The organism is Sphingomonas sp. LR60 (assembly GCF_036855935.1).
GTDB lineage: Bacteria > Pseudomonadota > Alphaproteobacteria > Sphingomonadales > Sphingomonadaceae > Sphingomonas.
The window spans coordinates 538937-559550 of the sequence record NZ_JASPFK010000001.1; the positions used below are offsets into that span (position 1 = coordinate 538937).

Here is a 20614-nt window from a genome sequence, read left to right on the forward strand (position 1 = left end):
CGTCGCTCGACGCGGGGGCGATCGCTGCTTCCGGGGCGACGTCGATCGGCGAACTGCTGCGAGCGATCCGCGGGGTGACGCAGTCGGGAAGCGGGCAGGATCCGATCTTCCTGCTGAACGCGCAACGTGTCTCAGGATATCAAGAGATCGGCAATCTGCCGCCAGAGGCGATCGAGAAGGTCGAGGTGTTCCCCGAACCGGTGGCTCTTCAATACGGCTATCCACCGACCCGGCGCATCGTCAACTTCATCACCAAACGCCAGTTTCGGCAGCTGGCCTTGAAGCAGGCGGTCGGCACATCGACACGCGGCGGAGCCGACAATGGCAATGCGCATCTCGACTATACGCGCCTACAGGGTAGCGGCCGGGTAACGCTGTCGCTGGATGCTCGGCATACCGACGCGCTGCTCCAGACGCGGCGCCGCGTTCTTCCCGACCCGGACGTGCCGTTCGATGCAATCGGAAATATCACCGGAACGGTGCCCGGTGGCGAGATCGATCCCCGACTTTCGGTCCTGGCCGGGCGGTTGGTGACGATCGCGCCGGTGCCGATCACGGCGGGCCCGTTCGGGCTCGATCAATTCGTGCCGGACGCCAATCGGCCGAGGCTGTTTGACCTGTCGCCGCTGCGGACGCTGACACCGTCAAACGACACCTTCCACGGCGAGGCGGTGATCGCCGACCGCATCGGGCGACGGCTGTCGGGAGCATTGACCCTGACGGCGGATCACAGTCGTGAGCGTGCGGTGTTCGGACCTGCGAGCGCGACCTTCGTCATTCCCGGTGACAATCCCTTCTCCCCTTCGGCGAGGACGTGCTGCTGCAACGCAATCTCGTCGAGGCGCCCCCACTCAGCCAGCGCACCGACACGACCACGCTTCACGCGGGGAGCGTGGTGCGCGGCGCCTGGCGGGGGTGGCAGTGGGATTGGACCGGAGCGCTGGACACGCAGAACAAGAACGGAATCGTCGCCAAGGCGATCGACATCACGGCCGCCAACGCGGCGATCGCCGCCGGTGCGGATCCGTTCAAACCGCTCGATCCTTCGTTTCTCTCCGATCGCATCGTCGATCGTACCTTCCAGTTCACTTATGGAGCGGGCACGAAATTCGTTGCGACCAACCGCCCATGGCGCGTTCCGGCCGGCCGCATTACGCTGACCGCGACGCTCGAGGCTGAGCATATCGGCACGAGCAGCAGGACGCGCGGTCTCGATCCGTCAGCGGTCGCGTTCGACCGCAGCCGGTTCGAGGGGGCCGTCGCGCTCGATGTCCCGATTGCCTCTCGAAGCGAGGACGTGTTGCCGTGGGCTGGGGACGTGTCGGTGAATGTTTCTGCGACGGCTCGCCACGTCAGCCGGTTCGGTGACCTGTCGGATTCGACGCTCGGGGCAAACTGGGCCCCGTTCACCGGCTTGCAGTTTTTGGCGCAGATCAAGCGGTCGGCCGCGGCACCGACGCTCGATCAACTCGCCGCACCGCAGATATCCGCGCCTCAAATCCCTGTCTTCGATTTCGGGACCGGTCGGTCGACGCTGGTCACGGTTTTGGTGGGGGGCAACCCAGCGCTGACCGCCGAGCGTCGCCAGACGCGTTCGATCGGCGCAACCGTCAAGCCCTTCGCCAAGAGCGAACTGCGGATCGGCGCGACGTATGAAACGACGGACATCCGCGACGGCGTCCAGACCATCTTTGCCGTGACGCCGGCCGCTCAGGCAGCCTTGCCCGAATTGTTCGTGCGCGACGACGCTAGCGCGTTGGTGTCGGTGGCGTTCCGGCCGATCAATATCTTCCATGAGCGTCAGCGAACGCTCAACATCACGCTCGCCGTCAACGGACAACTCGGCCGCCCGAAGCCACCGGCTACGCCGGACGGCCGCTCGCCTGATCGACCCAGCTTTTATGGTGGGATCGGCCCCACGGTCCGCTTCTCCGACGAAGTGGAGCTGAAGCCAGGCGCACCGACGCTCGATCTATTAAGGGGTGATACGTTGTCGGGGGGAGCACCCAGCGCCTCACCGGTTACGGCTATGGCGGGCTAAGCTATCTGGGCAATGGCGGAACGTTCGACTTCTACTGCACCGGTGCAGCCACTATTCGCAATATTATCGCGGCATCGACATTGAGATTTGCGCCCTTGTGCAAGATCAACATCACCGCGTCCATGAGCGTTCATCATTTTCTGCGCCGGCAGGAATGGAGTCGGCATCTCGGCCTGAAGCTTGAAGTTTCGAACATCACCGGCGCTCGTCAACGCGTGCGCGATGCGACTGGTGCCATTCCCTACCGTTATCAGCCGGACCTGCTCGATGCGCTCGGACGCACTGTCGTGCTTTCCCTCCGCAAGTTGTTTTGATGATCGTGATGCCTGAGGTGTTCCGCGCCATTTAAGGGAGTGAGCATCACGAAATCGTGGCGCTTGTCGGTCTGATCGGCGAGCTTCATAGCTGGCCGATGACGAGCCCCATCCATGTTGAAGAAGTGCCGCGTCATGCGGGTATCGACATCGTCCGTGTTATCATGACGATGCTGGTGATCCTGCATCATACGGCGATCACATACGGCGGATCGGGCGGATGGTTCTGGCGGGAGCAGCCGAACGCCTCCAATCCGCTGCTGGTCATGTTCAACGCGATCAATCAATCCTATTTCATGGGCGTGTTCTTCCTGCTGGCCGGTTACTACACGCCGCGATCGTTCGATCGGAAGGGCCCGGGGCACTATCTGGCGGACCGCCTCGTCCGGCTGGGTATCCCACTGCTCACCTTCTTCTTTTTGCTTTATCCGCTCACCGTCGCACTGGCCGATTCCACAACCCCGGCGGGAGTGGTCGACGGCTGGCTGCGGGGGATTGCGGATGGCCCGCACGGACCGGGGCCGCTCTGGTTCGCGATCGCCTTGCTGATCTTCGCCTTCGTTTATGCGGCGTGGCGCAGCATGTGGCCGCGCCCGCGTCCAGTTGCGCCGACGATCATGTTGCCGCCGCGTCGGATGATCCTGGTCGCGATCGTCGCCGTCGGGGCGGCAGCGTTCGCCGTGCGCCTCGTCATCCCGGTAGGGCAGGAGATCCTGTGGTTACAGCTCGGCTATTTTCCGAGCTACATCATGCTGTTCGCGGCTGGCGCTGCGGCAGCGCCGGGTCGCTTGCTCGAGCGTGTCACGTCGCAGGACGCGCGGCCGTGGCTTGTCCTAGCCGCCGTGTCGCTGGCATCACTTCCGCTGGTGGTCGTCATGCAGGGTTCTGCGGGCGGCTTCGAGGGCGGCCTGAACTTCAACGCCCTCTATTATGCGTTCTGGGAGCCTTGCGTCGCGACCGGCGTGATCCTCGGGCTGCTGGCCTGGGCAAATCGTCGTCAGCGCACCGCCGGACCGGTGACGAAGTGGCTCGCTGCCGGCGCATTCGGCGCCTTCATCTTCCACCCGCCATTGGTGGTGGCGTTGAGCGTTCTGGCTTCACCGTGGATGGCGGCGCCGTTGATCAAGTTCCTCGCGGTGGGAATGGCTGCTTGTGGCGCATCGTTCGCGGTGGCGGGGATCGCCAGAGCCTTGCCGTTGGTGCGACGTGTGATTTGATCGCCCTTATGGCTCATGGATTGATCGCGGCTTAAGCCCGGCGATCGATTTCGCGCGCCAGCGTGCGCGTGATCGAACGCGCGGGTGCGCGGGTGAGACCAAGGTCAGCTTTCGTCCCCCACAAACCCACCATTCCAATACAAAAGTGGGTTTGCAATTGGTAGCCATTTGGAATTGAAGTGCCGCCATAGTTCCGGTGTTGTGAACGTGAGTTCGGAGAAGTCGTCGTTCCCGTCGGTTCAATCCAGCCGATGACGTGAGCGGCCCGTAACCATCTTTTAGCAGGGTGAGAGGTGCGGCGAGAGGTTGACAAAACCGCCGGATCGCTCATTAAATAAAAAAGCCTTATTAAATAAAAGATGTTTTCAGGGATGAAGGGGAGGATCAATGCGTAAGATTACCGTGCGCGGCGCCATGCTGACCGCCGTGTCGCCAGTCGTGCTCACGATGGCGATGGCTGGAGGCGCCTCGGCGCAGACCGCCACCGCGGATACCGTAGCCACCTCGGCCGATCAGGTCGCTGCCCCCACGCAGACTGACGACGCCGCAGGCGACATCGTCGTCACCGGCATCCGTGCGTCGCAGGCGCGCGCGATCGAGGTGAAGCGCAACGCCGATAGCGTCGTCGAAGCGATCAGCGCGCAGGACATCGGCAAGCTGCCCGACGTCACGATCTCCGACTCGCTCCAGCGCATCGCAGGCGTGCAGATCCGCCGCGACGCGGGCGAGGGTGCGGCGATCAACATCCGCGGCCTGCCGCAGGTGACGACGCTGCTTAATGGCGAGCAGTTCCTCGGCGCCAATTCGGTGACGACCGTCCAGCCGAACTTCACCGACATTCCGTCGCAGCTTTTCTCGGGCGCGACCGTCTTCAAGTCGCCGACCGCCTCGCTGCAACAGGCGGGCCTGTCGGGCACCGTCGACCTGCTGACGCGCCGTCCGTTCGACCTGAAGCGCGGGGTGACCTTCTCGGCCGCAGCCGAGGGTCAGTATGGCGACAAGACCAAGAAGTGGAATCCGTCTGCCAATGGCCTGATCGCCTTCCATGGCGAGCGCGTCGGCCTGCTGGTGTCCGCGGCGTACAGCGATCTCACGCTCGCCAACAGCTTCCGCGGGATCCAGGATTATGGCGTCGCGCTGAACAACGAGTACGGCCGCGATGCGACGATCGGCAGCGACGGCGTTTTGTCGCCAGCGATTGCGGGGCAGTTTGCGACCGGCAACAACGGCGTCAGCCGCGGCACGCCGATCCGCAATTCGTCGGGCGCACTGGTCGGCTATGACCTGAACGGCGACGGCGATGCGAACGACACGTACATCACGCCGCAGTCGCACACCGCGTGGAACCGTGTCACGGATCGCCAGCGGTTCGGCGCCAACGCCTCGCTGCAATTCGAGATCAACGACGCGCTGCAACTGACCGCCGACGCCTTCTATACTCGCCAGACGCAATATGATCGCACCGCCGGCTTCCAGTTCCAGAACGTCGACTGGTTGTCGTCGCCTTTCGTGCCGACCAAGTCGACCGATACCGGCGCAACCTATAACCAGACTGTCAATCTGGGCGATGCCCCCAACCCGAACGGCGGCGACCGTATTCCGATTACCGCCAGTCGACCGTTCAACGTCAACACGGTCCAGCAATATACCTACGGGCTGCCGAACTTCGACAGCTATGCGGAAACCTTCCGGACCAAGAGCGAGTCGCAGAACTACAACCTGCAGCTCGACTGGAAGCCGTCGGAGACCTTCAAGGCGACCGTCCGCGGCATCTATGGCAAGGCCTATCGTAACCGCGATCAGTCCTACACGCAGTTCAGCCTGACCAACGGCAAGCAATGGGCGTATAACGGCGTCGGCAATTACCCGGGCGGCGACGTCACCTTCAACCCGACCGGCTATCAGATCTACAGCGACACCGCGACCGTCGACTATTCGAGCGGCGCGCCGGTGTTCGGCTTCTCGCCGGGCTTCCTCGCGCAGGCATCCGATCCGTCGCGCTACGGGCTGAAGACGATCTCCTCGGAGGGCAACGTCTATCAGAAGGGCGACATCTGGGCGCTGCGTGGCGATGCCGAGTGGCAGGCCAATGATCAGCTGAAGGTGGCATTCGGTGGCCGTTACGGCGAGCGTAGCGTCAATCAGTTCACCTTCGACCGCGTCTCGCCCTTCTATGCCGGCAACCGCGACAATGCGGCCAACCCGGCGGCGGGCTGCCTCGTCAAGTGGAAGGCGTTCGACGTCAACCTCAACGACAAGTCGTGCCCGGTGCTCGACGCGCAGGGCAATGCCTATACCGCCGGTCTGACGCGGCAGGCGACCGACCCGATCTTCGCGGGGCTGATCAAGCAATATGCGCTGCCCGCGAACGGCGCGCCCAACCTCTATGTTCTCGATCCCAAGGCGATGGACAATAGTGAGGCGTGGCAGAACAAGTTCTACCCGGGCAGCCAGAACCTCGTGAACCCGGCGTTGTCGTTCGACGTGCATACGCGCCAGATCTCGGGCTATGCTCAGGTGTCGGGCGAGGGCGAGCTGCTGGGGATGCCGTTCCGCGCGAACGGTGGCCTGCAGGTGGTCAACACGAAGCTCAACGTGCGCCAGAACATCGTCGGCAACCCGCAGCCATACGGCGTGTCGGGCGTGGACGCGGGTGATCTGGTCACCAAGCGCGAGTTCACCGACTTCCTGCCGTCGATCAACATCGCCTTCGACGTGACCAGCAAGCTGCGCGCTCGCGCCGCCTTCTCGAAGACGATGACGCTGCTCGACTTCCAGCAGTGGGGCGGTGGCCTGAACGTCGGTTATGCGATCAACACCACGATCAATCCGGCGCGGTTCGAGGCGCAGACCGCCACGTCGGTCGGCAACCCGAACCTCAATCCGTGGCGCGCGACCAACGTCGAAGGCAGCTTCGAATATTATACCGGCCGGTCCAGCCTGCTGGCGATCGGTGCCTTCTACATCGCGGTCGACAGCTTCATCGCGAACACGACCGAGATCCGCAACGACATCCCCGACAATGACGGCGTGATCCGCCGTCCTGTGGTCACCAACACCCTGGCGCAGGGCGAGGGCGGAACGCTGAAGGGCATCGAGGCTTCGGCGCGGCAGTCGCTGGCCGACTACGGCGTCAACGGCTTCTTCGGCGGCTTCGGCGTCGATGCGAACTACACGCTGTCGCTGGGCGATGCCGGGCTGGTCGATCTGGCGGGCAACAATCAGCCGTTCCAGGACAATTCGAAGCACCAGGTCAACGCGGCGCTGTGGTTCGAAAAGTACGGGTTGCAGGCACGCGTTGCGTATAACTATCGCTCGAAGCGTCTGGTGTCGTCGAATTACGGCGGGATCGTCGGGCTGGCGCAATATCAGGCTCCGACCAACTATCTCGACGCGTCGATTTCGTACGACGTGACGCCGTTCATCACGCTGTATGGACAGGCGTCGAACCTGACGGCGGAGACCGAGCGTTATTACCTGACCTGGACCGATCAGGTGTTCAACGAGAACATCTACGAGCGGCGCTTCATCGCCGGCGCACGCGTGCGCTTCTGATCGTGTCGATGGCCGGGTCGTCGGTGATTGACGACCCGGCCGTTTGCTGCGTCATTGCGAGCGGGGCAAAGCAATCCTGGGCCGGGGGCCTGACGCTCCGGATTGCTTCGCGCCGCTCGTAGGGACGGGCAGGGGGCGGGGACGATAATCGACATGCATGACCCGATACGATCGATCGTGATCGTCGGCGGCGGGACGGCGGGCTGGATGGCCGCGACCTTCCTCGCGCGACGGCTGGCGCATCTGCGGGTGGCGATCACCGTCGTCGAAAGCTCGGCGATCGGGACGATCGGGGTCGGCGAAGCGACGGTGCCCGCGATCCGCGACTTCTTCGCCGCGATCGAACTCGGCGAAGCGGACGTGCTCCGCGAGACCGAGGCGACGATCAAATACGGCATCCGCTTTGCCGGGTGGAAGGAAGGCGGGCACGACTTCTTCCATCCGTTCGGCCTGTACGGGGTCGGCGCGCAGGGCGTGGCATTCCACCATTATTGGCTGAAGCTGCGGGCAGCGGGCGATCAAACCTCGCTCGGCACCTATTGTCTTGCCACCCAATTGGCGGAGCGCGGGCTGTTCCTTCCGCCGGTCGATCGGCCCGCCAACGATCTGGGCGTGTTCAATTTCGCCGTCCATTTCGACGCGTCGAAATTCGCCGCGCTGCTTCGGCGGCTCGCGCTCGCCAATGGCGTGCGGCACGTCGATGCGCGGATCACCGAGGTCGCGCACGACGGTGAGGACGGGCGTGTCACCGCGGTGACGCTCGACAGCGGGCCGGACATCGCGGGCGATCTATGGATCGATTGTTCGGGGTTTCGCAGCCTGTTGCTGGGCGATGCGCTGGAGGTGCCGTTCGTCGACTGGCGGAGGTGGCTGCCGTGCGATCGTGCGGTAGCGATCCCGTGCGAAGCGGCGCAGGTGCACCGGCCGTTCACCACCGCGACCGCGACACGCGCGGGGTGGCGGTGGCACATTCCGCTGCGTCACCGGGTCGGCAACGGCCATGTCTATTGCTCGGAGTTCATCGACGATGCGGCGGCGGAAGACGATCTGCTGGGTGCGCTGGAAGGCAAGCCGCTGGCGGAGCCGAACCGTATCCGCTTCACCGCCGGGCATCGCGCGCGCTTCTGGGAGAAGAACGTCGTCGGGCTCGGACTGGCATCGGGCTTCCTCGAACCGCTTGAGTCGACGAGCATCACGCTGATCCAATCGGGGCTGGAGCGCTTGATCCCGCTGTTCCCGACCCGCGAGATCGACCCGCGGCTGGCCGCGACCTACAACCGCCAATCGGTGCTGGAATTCGAGCGCATCCGTGACTTCATTATGCTGCATTACAGCGGCAACCGCCGGATCGGCGAACCCTTCTGGGATCATGTCCGTGCGATCGAACCGAGCGACGGATTGCAGGGCAAGCTTGATGCGTGGCGGGCGGCCGGCGAGTTCGTGCGGCGCGAGTGGGACACGTTCCAGGATGCGAGCTGGCTGAGCATGTATGCAGGATTTGATGATTTGCCCGCACGTTACGCGCCAATGGCGGACCAGATGCGGGAGGCCGATCTGCGCGAGAGCCTGACGCGGATGCGCGCGGCGATCGATGCGACGTTGCGCCATGCCGAGCCGCATGCCGACTTCCTGATGCGTGTCCACGCAGGCCGGGCATGAACGTCGCCGCGCTGCTTCGCCTGACGGGAGCGAACATCGAACATGCCGGGCTCCATAATCAACGTGTCGTGCTCCACGCGATCCGTGTCGCGGGGTCGGCGACGCGGGCGGAGGTGGCGGCGGTCACGGGGCTGACCACCGCGACGGTCACCAATATTACCAACCGCTTGCTCGACGAAGGTCTGCTCGATCGCGCCGGGCAGCGGCGTGGCGGGCGCGGGCAGCCGGCGACGCGGCTGTGCGTGAAGCCGGACGGGGCGTTCGCGATCGGGGTGAACATCGACCGCGACCATTTGACGATGGTGGTGGTGGACTTCGAGGGCCGGTCGCGTGCGCGGATCAGCCGCGAGGTCGCCTACTCCAGCCCCGAGGACGTGCGCGCCTTTTATCGTGAGCATGTCCACATGCTTTTGAAACAGGGCGGGATTTTGCCTGCTGCGCTGAGCGGCATCGGGGTGGCGCGCCCCGACGATCTCGGCGCGATCGACCTGCCCGGACGGCCGCGCGATTATGATCGCTGGTCGACGCATGACGTCGCGTCGCTGTTCGAGGGGCCGCTCGACCTGCCCGTGACGGTTGAAAACGACGCCGCGGCGGCGGCGATCGGTGAGATGCAGTTCGGGCTCGGGCAGCAATATGCGAGCTTTTTCTATCTGTTGATCACCGTCGGTCTCGGCGGGGGCGTGGTCGTCAACGCGCTCTACGATCGGGGGGCGAATGGTCGAAGCGGCGAGATCGGGTTCCTGCTGGTCGAGGATGAAAATGGACGGCGCGTGCCGTTGCAGGAAGTGCTGTCGATCGCCGGACTGACGCGCGCGCTGGAGGCCAAGGGCCTGGTCGGGCAGGCAATTCACGCGCGGGATCTCGACGATCCGGCGGTGACGGCGGTGACCGACGACTGGGTGGCGCGCGCCGCCGCAGCGCTGGCGCCACCGTTGGTGGCGGTCAGTTGTCTGCTGAACCCCGGTGCGGTGCTGGTCGGGGGGCGGTTGCCGGTCGCGCTGGTCGAGCGGTTGGGGCAGGCGACGAGCGCGTTGATGCAGCGCGACGGCGGCTATGCACCTGTTTTAGCGCCGATTCGTACTGCGGCACTGGCGGAGGATTCGCCCGCGATCGGAGCCGCGTTGCTGGCGTTCGGGCATTTGCTGCTGCCCGCCGATACGCCGGGGCGTCAGCCTAGCGCGATGACTTCACGAGACAAAGGGCGGTAGGATGATGCGCGGGACGACGATGATCGCCGGAATGTTGCTGGCCGGGAGCGCGCAGGCGCAGGAAATCGGCAACGCCGGGCCGTATAATGCGCGCTTTCTTCAGGGCGGTATCGGGATCGAGCGGCCGTTGGAACGCGCGGAGGCACTGGTCGCCGCGGGGGCGCCGTACACGATCGCGACCTGGATCGACGCGGGTGCGCCGAACGACGCGTCGGGGACGCTGATCCGCCTTGGAATACCGGCCGCCGAGCGCGCCCTGTCGCTCAAAAAGGGGCGTATGGTGCTGCGCGACGGCGCGACGGTGCTGCGCGGTGCCATGGTGCCGAAGGGATGGCATCATCTTGCCGCGGTATCGGACGGCGCGCGGGTGACATTGTATCTCGACGGCCGCCGTGTCGGTGGCGGCGCGGCGCGATCCAGCGCGGTGACGCCGCAGATCGCGATCGCGCCGGCGGAGTCGGGACAGCCGCATTTCGGCGGCGAGTTGATCGATGCGCGTGTGACCGGCGGGGCGCTCGACGCGCGGCAGGTCGCGGCGATCGCGCGGGCGAAGCCCGATGCGGCGCTGGTGCAGATGACCGAGGTCGGGGTCGGCTGGCCGTTCCAGAAGCAGGCCAATATCGGACTGACGACGCAGCAGGACGCGTGGACGCTGCCGACGTCGCGCGACGACGCCTATACCGCGCCGGTCGCCAAGCCGGTGCCGAACGTCGCGGCGATGCAGCCGCTCGCCGACAATCGCTGGCAGGTGAACGGCTGGACGCTCGCCGCCGCGCCCGAGGTGAAGGGGGATGGCGCGACGCTGTCGCGGCCCGGCAACCCCGCGGGGACGTGGCGGGCGGCGACGGTGCCGGGGACGGTGCTTCAGACCCTGGTCGATCGCGGCGTCTATCCCGATCCCTATTACGGGCTGAACAACCTCAAGATCCCCGAAAGCCTCGCGCGGCAGGATTATTGGTATCGCACGCGCTTCACCGTCCCAGCCGCAGCGGCCGGCAAGCGGCTGACACTGGTGTTCGGCGGGATCAATTATGCGTCCGAGATCTGGGCGAACGGACAACGGCTGGGCGAGACGCACGGCGCGTTCGTGCGCGGGCAGTTCGATTACGTGCCGGTGGCGGGCGAGAACGTCATCGCGGTGCGCGTCTCGCCGCCGCCGCATCCGGGCATCCCGCACGAACAGTCGGTGAGCGCGGGGGTCGGCGAGAATGGCGGGCAACTCGCGATCGACGGCCCGACCTTCGTCGCGACCGAGGGCTGGGACTGGATTCCCGGCATCCGCGACCGCAACACCGGACTGTGGCGGCCGGTCGAACTGATCGCGACCGGCGCGGTGCGGATCGGCGATCCGCATGTCGTCACCGATCTGCCGTTGCCGCGCACCGATCGCGCCGACGTCTATGTCACGGTGCCGCTCGACAATGCCGGGGCGGCGACACCGGTAACGGTGCGCGTCGCGTTCGAGGGCGTGACGGTCGAGAAGCAAGTGACGGCGCCGACCGGACATAGCGAGGTCAGGTTCACGCCCGCCGAGTTCCGCCAGCTGAGCGTCGCCAATCCGAAGCTGTGGTGGCCGAACGGGTACGGCGCGCCGCATCTGTATGACGTGAGCTATCAGGTCGCGGATGCGCGAGGCGTGTCGGACCAGCGCAAGGCGCGGTTCGGCATCCGCGAGGTCAGTTACGACCTGTCGCTGTACGACGCGGGCGGCGCGCTGCGGCGCGTCAACGTCCAGACCACCGACGGCGGGCTGGCGGGCACGCCGCTGATCGACATCCGCCATGCCGCGATCAAGCAATCGCCGACCGGCTGGGCGGAATCGCTGACCCCGGCGGGCGAGACATCGCGCGGCGTGACGCCGATCACCGAGACCTTGCCCGAGCCGCACCTGACGATCCGCGTCAACGGCGTGCGGATCGCGGCGCGCGGCGGAAACTGGGGCATGGACGATGCGATGAAGCGCGTCAGCTATGACCGGCTCGCCCCCTATTTCCGCCTCCAGCGCGAGGCGCATATGAACATGATCCGCAACTGGATGGGCAACAACAACGAAGAGGAGTTCTTCGACCTCGCCGACGAGAACGGTATGATGGTCCTCAACGACTTCTGGCAGTCGACGCAGAACTTCCAGATCGAGCCTGAGGATGCGTCGCTGTTCCTCGACAATGCGCGCGACACGATCGCGCGCTATCGCAACCATCCGTCGATCATCCTGTGGTTCGGGCGCAACGAGGGCGTGCCATATCCGGTCCTCAACGAGGGACTGGCGAAGGCGGTGTTCGAACTGGACGGGACGCGCTGGTTCACCGGCAGCTCGAACGTCGTGAACCTGCAGGGATCGGGGCCGTACAATTACCGCGCGCCGGTCGGCTATTTCACCGATCTCGCGACCGGCTTCTCGGTCGAGACGGGGACGCCGTCGTTCTCGACCGCGGAGTCGATCGCCAGCTATGTGCCCGCCGGGGACCGCTGGCCGCTGGGCGACGTGCTCGCCTATCACGATTGGCATTTCGGCGGGAACGGCGACACCAAGACGTTCATGGCCGCGCTCGACCGTATGTATGGCGCAGGCACCAGCTTCGCCGATTTCGAGCGCAAGGCGCAGATGATGAACCTCGAAACGCACAAGGCGATGTACGAGGGGTTCCTGGGGCATTTGTGGACCAAGAATTCGGGGCGCCTGCTGTGGATGACGCATCCGGCGTGGCCGTCGAACGCGTGGCAGATCTATTCGTGGGATTACGACACGCAGGCTTCGTATTACGGGGCGAAGAAGGCGGTCGAGCCGCTGCACGTCCAGCTCAACCTGCCGGGCAACGAACTGATGGTGCTCAACACCACGCAGGCCGATGCCAAGGGGCTGACCGCGCGGGTGAAGGTGGTGGGCCTCGACAATCGCGAGCTGTTCGCGCGCGATACCAGGCTGGATGCGCTCGCCAATCGCGCGACCGCGCTGGCGGCGGTACCGCTCGACAGCTTGTTCGCGGCGACCCCGATGGTGCTGGTCAAGCTGTCGCTGGTCGGTGCGGACGGCGCGTCGGTGTCGGAGAACTTCTATTGGCGCGGGCGTGACGAGAGCGCGTACCGGGCGCTGGATACGCTGGTGCCGGCGGCGTTGACCGCGCGCGCGGCGGCGGCGGTGGTCGATGGCGCGGATCGCGTCGTGCGGGTGACGCTGGCGAACGACACCGCGACCCCTGCGCTCAACGCCAAGCTGACGCTGGTCGACGCGCAGGGCAAGCGTATCCTGCCCGCGTTCTACGACGACAATTACGTCTCGCTGCTGCCCGGCGAGCGGCGCGAGATCGCGATCCGTTATCCGGCAACGGTCGAGGGTGCGCCGCGCGTGACGTTGACCGGGTGGAACGTGCCCGCGGCGACGGTGCCTGCGTCATGATTGACGACGCAGCGCAAAACGCCTTCTCTGGCGGGATGGACGACGATCAGATCCCGATGGTGACGCGGCGTGCCTGCGTCGGCGGTCTGCTGGCGCTGGGCGCGCTGCCGATGCGGACGGCGCTGGCGGCACCGGCACCGGCGCCGGCCCTGTGGGTCGGGACCTATGTCGCCGAGGGCGGGGCCGGTGTGGTGCCGCTGCGCAAGGTAGGCGACGCGTGGCAAAGCGGGACGGCAGTGCCGGGCATCCGCAATGCCTCGTTCGCGGTACGTGGCGCGCATGGGCTGCGCTACGTGCTCGACGAGCAGCAGAAGGGTGCGCTGGGCGTCTATGATCGCGGATTCCGCGATCTCGCGGCGTCGTCGACGCTGGGTGCGGACCCGTGCCATGCCGCGCTGTCGCCGGACGGCGGGATGCTGGCCGCGGCCAATTATTCGAGCGGGAGCGTCGCGCTGTGGACGCTCGATCGCGCGACCGGGCTGCCGAAGGGGCCGGTGCTCGCGCTCCAGCACAAGGGCAGCGGCCCCAACAAGGCGCGGCAGGCCGGGCCGCATGCGCATTGGGTTGGCTTCACGCGTGACGGGCGGACGCTGCACTCGGTCGATCTGGGGGCGGATGCGATCTTCGCGCATCGGCTCGGGGCAAGTGGCGCCTGGGGGACTGACATCGCCTATCGCGCGGTGCCGGGATCGGGGCCGCGGCATCTGGCGCGGCATCCGCGCTTGCCGGTCGCCTATCTGGTTGCCGAGCTGGCGAACACGGTGACGGTGCTGCGCGCGCTGCCGGACGGGCGGTTCGTCGCACGCAAGGTGCTGTCGACGGTGCCGCGCGATCATCGCGGCGAGACCTATGCCGGGCACATCGCGATGAATGCGGCGGGGACGCGGCTGTATGTCTCGAATCGCGGGCACGACAGTATCGCGACCTTCGCGATCGACGCCGCCGGCGACCTGCGGCCGATCGGTCATGTCGCGAGCGGCGGGCATTGGCCGCGCTATTTCCGGTTGCTGGAGGGATCGGGCGAGCTGCTGGTCGCCAACCAGCGATCGGGCGATGTCGCGCGGTTGGCGATCGGGCGCGACGGCGTGCCGCTGCGGCCGACGCAGGCGGTGCGAGATCCCATCGGCGGTGTTCATCGGCGTGTGACGACTATCTTCGCGCGTGGGGCTTCCGCGACGCGAAATGATTGTTATCCTGTGTTTCTGTCTCAAGATGGAGAGTGGGATGTCGATCATCGTCAATGGCTTGGCGGTGGCACCGCCCGGCGATCCGCGCGTGTCGCTGCTGGATCACCTCCGCGAGAATCTGCACCTTACGGGCACCAAGAAGGGCTGCAACCAGGGCGCGTGCGGGGCGTGCACGGTGCTGGTCGACGGCGAGCGAGATCCTGTCCTGCCTCGCGCTGGCGGTACAGTATGACGGGCGTGCGATCACGACGATCGAGGGGCTGGCGGAGGGCGATGCGCTGCATCCGTTGCAGGCCGCGTTCATCGAGCATGACGGGTTCCAGTGCGGCTATTGCACGCCGGGGCAGATCTGCTCGGCGATCGGGATGGCGGCGGAGGCGAAGCGCGGTGTGCCGAGCCATGTCAGCGCCGATCTGGGCGGCACGGTGACGCTTACGCGCGAAGAGGTGCAGGAGCGGATGAGCGGCAATCTGTGCCGCTGCGGCGCGCATAACGGCATCATCGACGCGATCCTGGAGACGGTAGCATGACGCCGTTCAGCTATGCGCGCGCCGGCGATGTCGCCGAGGCGGTGCGGATGGGGAACGCGCCGGGGGCGGCGTATCTTGGCGGCGGGACCAACCTGGTCGACCTGTTGCGCGAGACGGTGGCGCAGCCGGAGCGGCTGGTCGACGTCTCTGCGCTTTCGGATGCGATCACCGAGACCGAGGGCGGCGGGCTGCTGATCGGCGCGGGGGTGCGCAACACCGCGCTCGCGGCGCATCCGGCGGTGCGGGATCGCTATCCGATGCTGTCGCGCGCGATCCTGGCGGGGGCGTCGGCGCAGATCCGCAACATGGCGACGGTCGGCGGCAATGTGATGCAGCGGACGCGGTGTACCTATTTCTACGACACCGACGGATCGCGCTGCAACAAGCGGGCGCCCGGCAGCGGGTGCGACGCGCGCGGCGGTTTCACGCGCATCCATGCGGTGCTCGGCGCGAGCGAGGCGTGTGTCGCGACGCATCCGTCCGATATGTGCGTGGCGCTCGCCGCGCTGGATGCGGTGGTGCATGTCGAGCGGGACGGCGCGACGCGGACGGTGGCGTTCGGGGACTTCCACCGCTTGCCGGGCGAGCGGCCCGATCTCGATACCGTGCTGGAGCCGGGCGAGCTGATCACCGCGGTGGAATTGCCGGCGCTGCCGATCGCGGCCCAATCGACCTATCGCAAGGTGCGCGACCGCGCGAGCTATGCCTTCGCGCTGATCTCGGTGGCGGCGGCGCTGGAGATGGACGGCGAGCGGGTCGCGGATGTGCGCGTCGCGTTCGGCGGGGTGGCGCACAAGCCGTGGCGCGCGACGCAGATCGAGGAAGCGCTGCGTGGCGCGGTGCTGACCGACGACGCGATCCAGGAGGCGGCGGGGCGCGAGTTCGCGGGGGCGCAGCCGTTGCGCGACAATGCCTTCAAGCCGGCGCTGGCGACGCGGACATTGGTCGCGGTGCTGAACGCGCTGAAGACGGGAGAGACGGCATGAGCATCGTCGACGACGCCAAGCAGATGGCGCAGGGGCTGGCGCAGAGCGCGATGCAGAAGCTGGTGCCGCTCGCGCCCGACAGCTGGATTCCGGGCGGGGTGCCCGACCCGCTGATCGCGCGCAAGCACGGGTTGATCGGGACGCCGGTGTCGCGGCTGGACGGGGCGCTGAAGGTGAAGGGCGCGGCGGCGTTCGCGGCCGAATATCGCTTCGAGCACATGACCTATGCTGCGCTGGTCTATGCGCCGATCGCGCGCGGGCGCGTCGCGGCGATCGACTCCGCGGCGGCGGAAGGCGCGCCGGGCGTGGTGCTGGTGATGACGCACCAGAACGCCCCGCGGATGAAGGACATGCCGGTGTTCGGCTCGGCGCCGAATGCGGTCGGGCCGCACAGCCTGCCGGTGCTCCAGGACGATCGCATCCACTGGAATGGGCAGCCGGTCGCGTGCGTGCTCGCCGAGACGCAGGAGCAGGCCGATCATGCCGCCGCGCTGCTGAACGTGACCTATGACGCCGAGCCTTCGACCACGACGGTGGCGGGCGCGGTGGCGAACGGGACCGAGCAGGCGATGTTCTTCGGTCAGCCGTTGCGCAACGATGTCGGCGATGCCGAGGCGCTGCTGGGCGAGGCGCCGGTCAAGGTCGACCAGACCTATCGCACGCCGCGCCACAACCACAATCCGATCGAGCCGCACGCCGCGACGATCGCATGGGTCGACGACGGGCTGGTGATCCACGACGCCAGCCAGATGGTCTCGCAACAGGCCGAATCGATCGGCGCGGTGTTCGGGCTGGCGGCGGACAAGGTGCGGCTGACCTCGCCCTATGTCGGCGGCGGGTTCGGCAGCAAGGGGTTGTGGGACCATCAGGTGATCGGCGCGGCCGCCGCCAAGCTCGCCGGGCGGCCGGTGCGGATCACATTGTCGCGCGAGGGCGTGTACCGGACGGTCGGCGGGCGGACGCTGACCGAGCAGCGCGTCGCGATCGGCGCGCAGAAGGACGGGACGTTCGACGCGATCGTCCACACCGGTATGTCGGTGATGACGCCGCACAACAACATGCCCGAGCCGTTCATCCTCGGCACGCGCTGCACCTATGCCGCGCGCAGCTTCGCGTTGAAGGTCGAGGTGGCGCGGATGAACATGCTCGCCAACACCTTCATGCGCGCGCCGGGCGAGGCGGTCGGCACCTTCGCGCTGGAGGTAGCGGTCGACGAACTGGCGACCGAGCTGGGGATCGACCCGGTCGAGCTGCGGATCATCAACGAGCCCGACAAGGATCCGCTGAGCGGAATGCCGTTCTCGTCGCGGCATATCGTCACGGCGTGGCGGCAGGGTGCGGAACGGTTCGGCTGGGCGGAGCGCGATCCGCGCGCGGGGGTGCGGCGCGAGGGCGAGTGGCTGATCGGCACCGGCTGCGCGACCGGCACCTATCCCTATTACCGGATGCCGGGCGCGGAGGCGCGAGATCACGCTGACGCGCGACGGCGATGCGGTGAAGGCGCAGGTCGATGTCGCGGCGGCGGAGATGGGGATGGGCACCTCCACCACCACGGCGATCGTCGCCGCGGAGCGACTGGGGCTGCCGATCGGACAGGTCGAGGTCGGGTACGGCGATTCCGCCATTCCGGGCGCGATCATGGCGGGCGGGTCGCAGCAGACCGCGGCGATCGGCGCGGCGGTCATTGCGGCGCATAATGCTCTGGTCGCCGAGTTGCTGAAGCTGGCGGGCAACGACTCGCCGCTGGCCGGGCTGTCGGCGGACGAGGTCGGCAGCGTCGATGGCGGGCTGGCGAGCCGTACCGATCCGGCGCGGCGCGAAAGCTATGCGTCGATCCTGTCGCGTGCGCAGCGCGGCGCGGTGTCGGTGACCAAGGCGGGGTCGATGCCGCTGGAGCTGATGCACTGGTCGATGCATTCGCACAGCGCGCTGTTCTGCGAGGTGCGCGTCAATGCGGTGACCGGCGAACTGCGGGTCAGCCGGCTGCTGGGGGCGTTCGATTGCGGGCGCATCCTCAACCCGCGCACCGCCGCCAGCCAGTTCCGCGGCGGGATGATCATGGGGCTGGGGATGGCGTTGATGGAGGAGACGCAGTTCGACGAGCGCAACGGGCGGATCATGAACCCGAGCCTCGCCGAATATCATCTGCCCGTGCATCTGGACGTGCCGGAGATCGAGGTGATGTGGACCGACATCCCCGATCCGCACACCCCGATGGGCGCGCATGGGATCGGCGAGATCGGCATCACCGGCGTTGCCGCGGCGGTCGCCAATGCGGTGTGGCACGCGACGGGCAAGCGGGTGCGGGAGTTGCCGATTACGTTGGACAAGTTGTTGTAGTTTCGTCCGTCGTCCCGGACTTGATTCGGGACCCCGCTTCTTCGCAATGATGGGGGCGGTCGCGAAGAAGGGAGAAGCGGGGCCCCGGATCAAGTCCGGGGCGACGATAGGTTGGCACCGTAAGTCATCCTCCCGCGTTCGGCGGGGATGACACAGGATGACGAACGCTGGATGCGCGAGGCGATCAAGGTCGCGCGGTCCAAGGGGAGCGACCCTTCCACCTCGCCGCTGGGATCGGTGATCGTGCGCGATGGGCGGGTGATCGCCGCGGAGCGCAACCAGACCCACGAACTGCCCGACGCCACCGCGCACGCCGAGATGATGGCGATCCGGCGCGGCTGCAAAGCGGAGGGCGCGTTGGAGTTGCGCAATGCGACGCTCTATTCGACGCTGCAACCGTGCGGGATGTGCACGATGGCGTCGATCTGGTCGAAGGTCGGGCGCGTCGTCTATGGCGCGGGGCGCGACGACGTCCATGAGATGTATTTCGAAGACAAGCATATCGATACGCTGTCGTTCATCGCCGACGCCTATCGCGACGATATCGTGATCGAGGGCGGGTGCCTGCGCGAAGAATGCGCGGCGCTTTACTATCCGCCCGACGCCGAACTGCCGAAGGAGGAGCAGGCGAACCTTTAGGGTCGATGCTCGTCACCCCGGCGAGGGCCGGGGCCCGGTTTAGATGGCCAGAGTAATGGCGCGCAGGGCATGTCATCAGCGTCTCCCAACTGGACCCCGGCCTTCGCCGGGGTGACGGGTCAGGTGCGAGGGCTGCTCCCTCAACGCCGGTAAGCAATATAAATCAGGTTTGTCCGGGATATTTCCGATTGTTGCCGGGTTGGGCGCGCGAACGGTGCAGGAGCGCGGATCATGGCGACGGTGATTGATAGGCGCGGCGGAGCGGCGCCGTCGCATGACGGTGAGCGGAAACGCGCGACACGGCCGCTGGAGGCGCTCAACTTCTTCATGGCGGACATGCAGGCGGGGATCGGCCCGTTTCTGGGCGTGTTCCTCCAGCAGCGCGGCTGGACCGCCGGGCCGATCGGATCGGTGATGACCGCCGGCGGGGTCGCCGGGATGCTGATGACCGTCCCGGCGGGCGCGTTCATCGACCACACCGAGAAGAAGCGGTTGGTGGTGATCGTCACCGGCATCTGCACCGTGATGGCATCGTTCCTGATCCTCTTGTCACAGGCCGGCTGGGTCGTGACGATCAGCCAGGTCGCGACCGCGATCGCTGGCGCGGCGATCGGTCCGGCGGTGACGGGCATGACGCTGGGGATCGTCCGCCAGAAGGGCTTCAACGCGCAGAACGGGCGCAATCAGGCATGGAACCATGCCGGCAATATGGTCGGCGCGGGGCTGTCGGGGTATCTCGGCTGGCGGTTCGGGATGCCGGCGATCTTCTATCTCGCCGCAGCCTTCGGGGTGCTGGCGATCACCAGCGTGTTGATGATCCCGGAGAAGGCGATCGACCACCGTGCGGCGCGCGGCCTGGAAAAGGGCGACGACGATGCGGCGGAGGGCGGGCAGGCCGAGGGTTTCCGCACGCTGATCCGCAACAAGCCGATGCTGGTGCTCGCCGCCGCGCTGGCGTGCTTCCATCTGGGCAATGGCGCGATGCTGCCGCTGTACGGCCTGGCGGTGATCGGTGCGGGAAAGGGCGACGCGGCGTTGTTCACCGCGACGACGGTGGTGGTGGCGCAGGCGGTGATGATCGTGGCGTCGTTGATCGCGATGCGGATGTCGGCGGGGCGCGGCTATTGGCTGGTGTTGCTGATCTCGTTCGCGGCGCTGCCGCTCCGGGGCGCGCTGGCGGGGACCTTCATCGAACATTGGGGCGTGTGGCCGGTGCAGGCGCTCGACGGAATCGGTGCGGGGTTGCAGAGCGTCGCGGTGCCGGGGCTGGTCGCGTGCCTGTTGAATGGCACCGGACGGGTCAATGTCGGGCAGGGTGCGGTGATGACGGTGCAGGGGGTCGGCGCGTCGTTGAGCCCGGCGATCGGCGGATGGCTGGCGCAGGCGCTCGGCTATCACATTGCTTTCTATATCCTCGGCAGCTTCGCTCTGGTCAGCGTCGCATTGTGGGTCGTGTTCGCGGGCGTGGTGCGCGAGGCGTGCGCGGCGGCGCAGGCGTGACGCGGACGCTGGCGGAGCGCGGAATGTTGGGGCAGGAG

At 66.7% G+C, this 20614-nt stretch carries 11 protein-coding genes and 3 pseudogenes; 13 read left to right on the top strand and 1 reads right to left on the bottom strand.

The features are described from left to right. Positions 1-131: 131 nt before the first annotated feature. Entirely contained in the window at positions 132-335 is a 204-nt protein-coding gene (locus QP166_RS02580; protein WP_333914488.1) for a hypothetical protein, read from the bottom strand. Positions 336-814: 479 nt separating this feature from the next. Between QP166_RS02580 and QP166_RS02585 the strand changes: the two genes are divergently transcribed. From QP166_RS02585 to QP166_RS02645, 13 genes and pseudogenes are all read left to right on the top strand, one after another. After that, positions 815-2041 (top strand): TonB-dependent receptor, encoded by a 1227-nt coding sequence (locus QP166_RS02585; protein WP_333914489.1) that lies wholly within the window; start codon positions 815-817, stop codon positions 2039-2041. 95 nt (positions 2042-2136) lie between these two features. Then, on the top strand, positions 2137-2355 hold the full coding sequence (locus QP166_RS02590) for a hypothetical protein (RefSeq protein ID WP_333914490.1): 219 nt from the start codon (positions 2137-2139) through the stop codon (positions 2353-2355). A gap of 98 nt (positions 2356-2453) precedes the next feature. After that, complete coding sequence (locus QP166_RS02595; protein WP_333914491.1) at positions 2454-3572, top strand: acyltransferase family protein; 1119 nt, start codon at positions 2454-2456, stop codon at positions 3570-3572. A gap of 387 nt (positions 3573-3959) precedes the next feature. Next, positions 3960-7127: a TonB-dependent receptor gene (locus QP166_RS02600; RefSeq protein WP_333914492.1), complete on the top strand. Its 3168-nt coding sequence runs from the start codon at positions 3960-3962 to the stop codon at positions 7125-7127. A 153-nt stretch (positions 7128-7280) separates the two neighbouring features. Beyond that, positions 7281-8786 (top strand): tryptophan halogenase family protein, encoded by a 1506-nt coding sequence (locus tag QP166_RS02605; RefSeq protein ID WP_333914493.1) that lies wholly within the window; start codon positions 7281-7283, stop codon positions 8784-8786. Next, positions 8783-9997 carry an ROK family transcriptional regulator gene (locus QP166_RS02610; protein ID WP_333914494.1) on the top strand — a complete coding sequence of 405 codons (1215 nt, stop codon included), beginning with the start codon at positions 8783-8785 and terminating at the stop codon, positions 9995-9997. The genes QP166_RS02605 and QP166_RS02610 overlap by 4 nt, the downstream gene beginning before the upstream one ends. A 4-nt stretch (positions 9998-10001) precedes the next feature. Then, on the top strand, positions 10002-13394 hold the full coding sequence (locus QP166_RS02615; RefSeq protein ID WP_333914495.1) for a glycosyl hydrolase 2 galactose-binding domain-containing protein: 3393 nt from the start codon (positions 10002-10004) through the stop codon (positions 13392-13394). A gap of 110 nt (positions 13395-13504) precedes the next feature. After that, positions 13505-14488: pseudogene (locus QP166_RS02620) on the top strand (lactonase family protein); the annotation flags it as partial. A gap of 130 nt (positions 14489-14618) precedes the next feature. Further along, positions 14619-15111: pseudogene (locus QP166_RS02625) on the top strand (2Fe-2S iron-sulfur cluster-binding protein). Further along, complete coding sequence (locus tag QP166_RS02630) at positions 15108-16097, top strand: FAD binding domain-containing protein (RefSeq protein WP_333914496.1); 990 nt, start codon at positions 15108-15110, stop codon at positions 16095-16097. Before QP166_RS02625 ends, QP166_RS02630 begins: the two are co-directional and overlap by 4 nt. After that, a pseudogene (locus QP166_RS02635) lies at positions 16094-18437 on the top strand (xanthine dehydrogenase family protein molybdopterin-binding subunit). The gene QP166_RS02630 and the pseudogene QP166_RS02635 overlap by 4 nt, the downstream one beginning before the upstream one ends. Positions 18438-18584: 147 nt before the next feature. After that, positions 18585-19076 carry a nucleoside deaminase gene (locus QP166_RS02640; RefSeq protein ID WP_333914497.1) on the top strand — a complete coding sequence of 164 codons (492 nt, stop codon included), beginning with the start codon at positions 18585-18587 and terminating at the stop codon, positions 19074-19076. 231 nt (positions 19077-19307) lie between these two features. Further along, positions 19308-20576 carry an MFS transporter gene (locus tag QP166_RS02645; RefSeq protein ID WP_333914498.1) on the top strand — a complete coding sequence of 423 codons (1269 nt, stop codon included), beginning with the start codon at positions 19308-19310 and terminating at the stop codon, positions 20574-20576. Positions 20577-20614 lie beyond the last annotated feature (38 nt).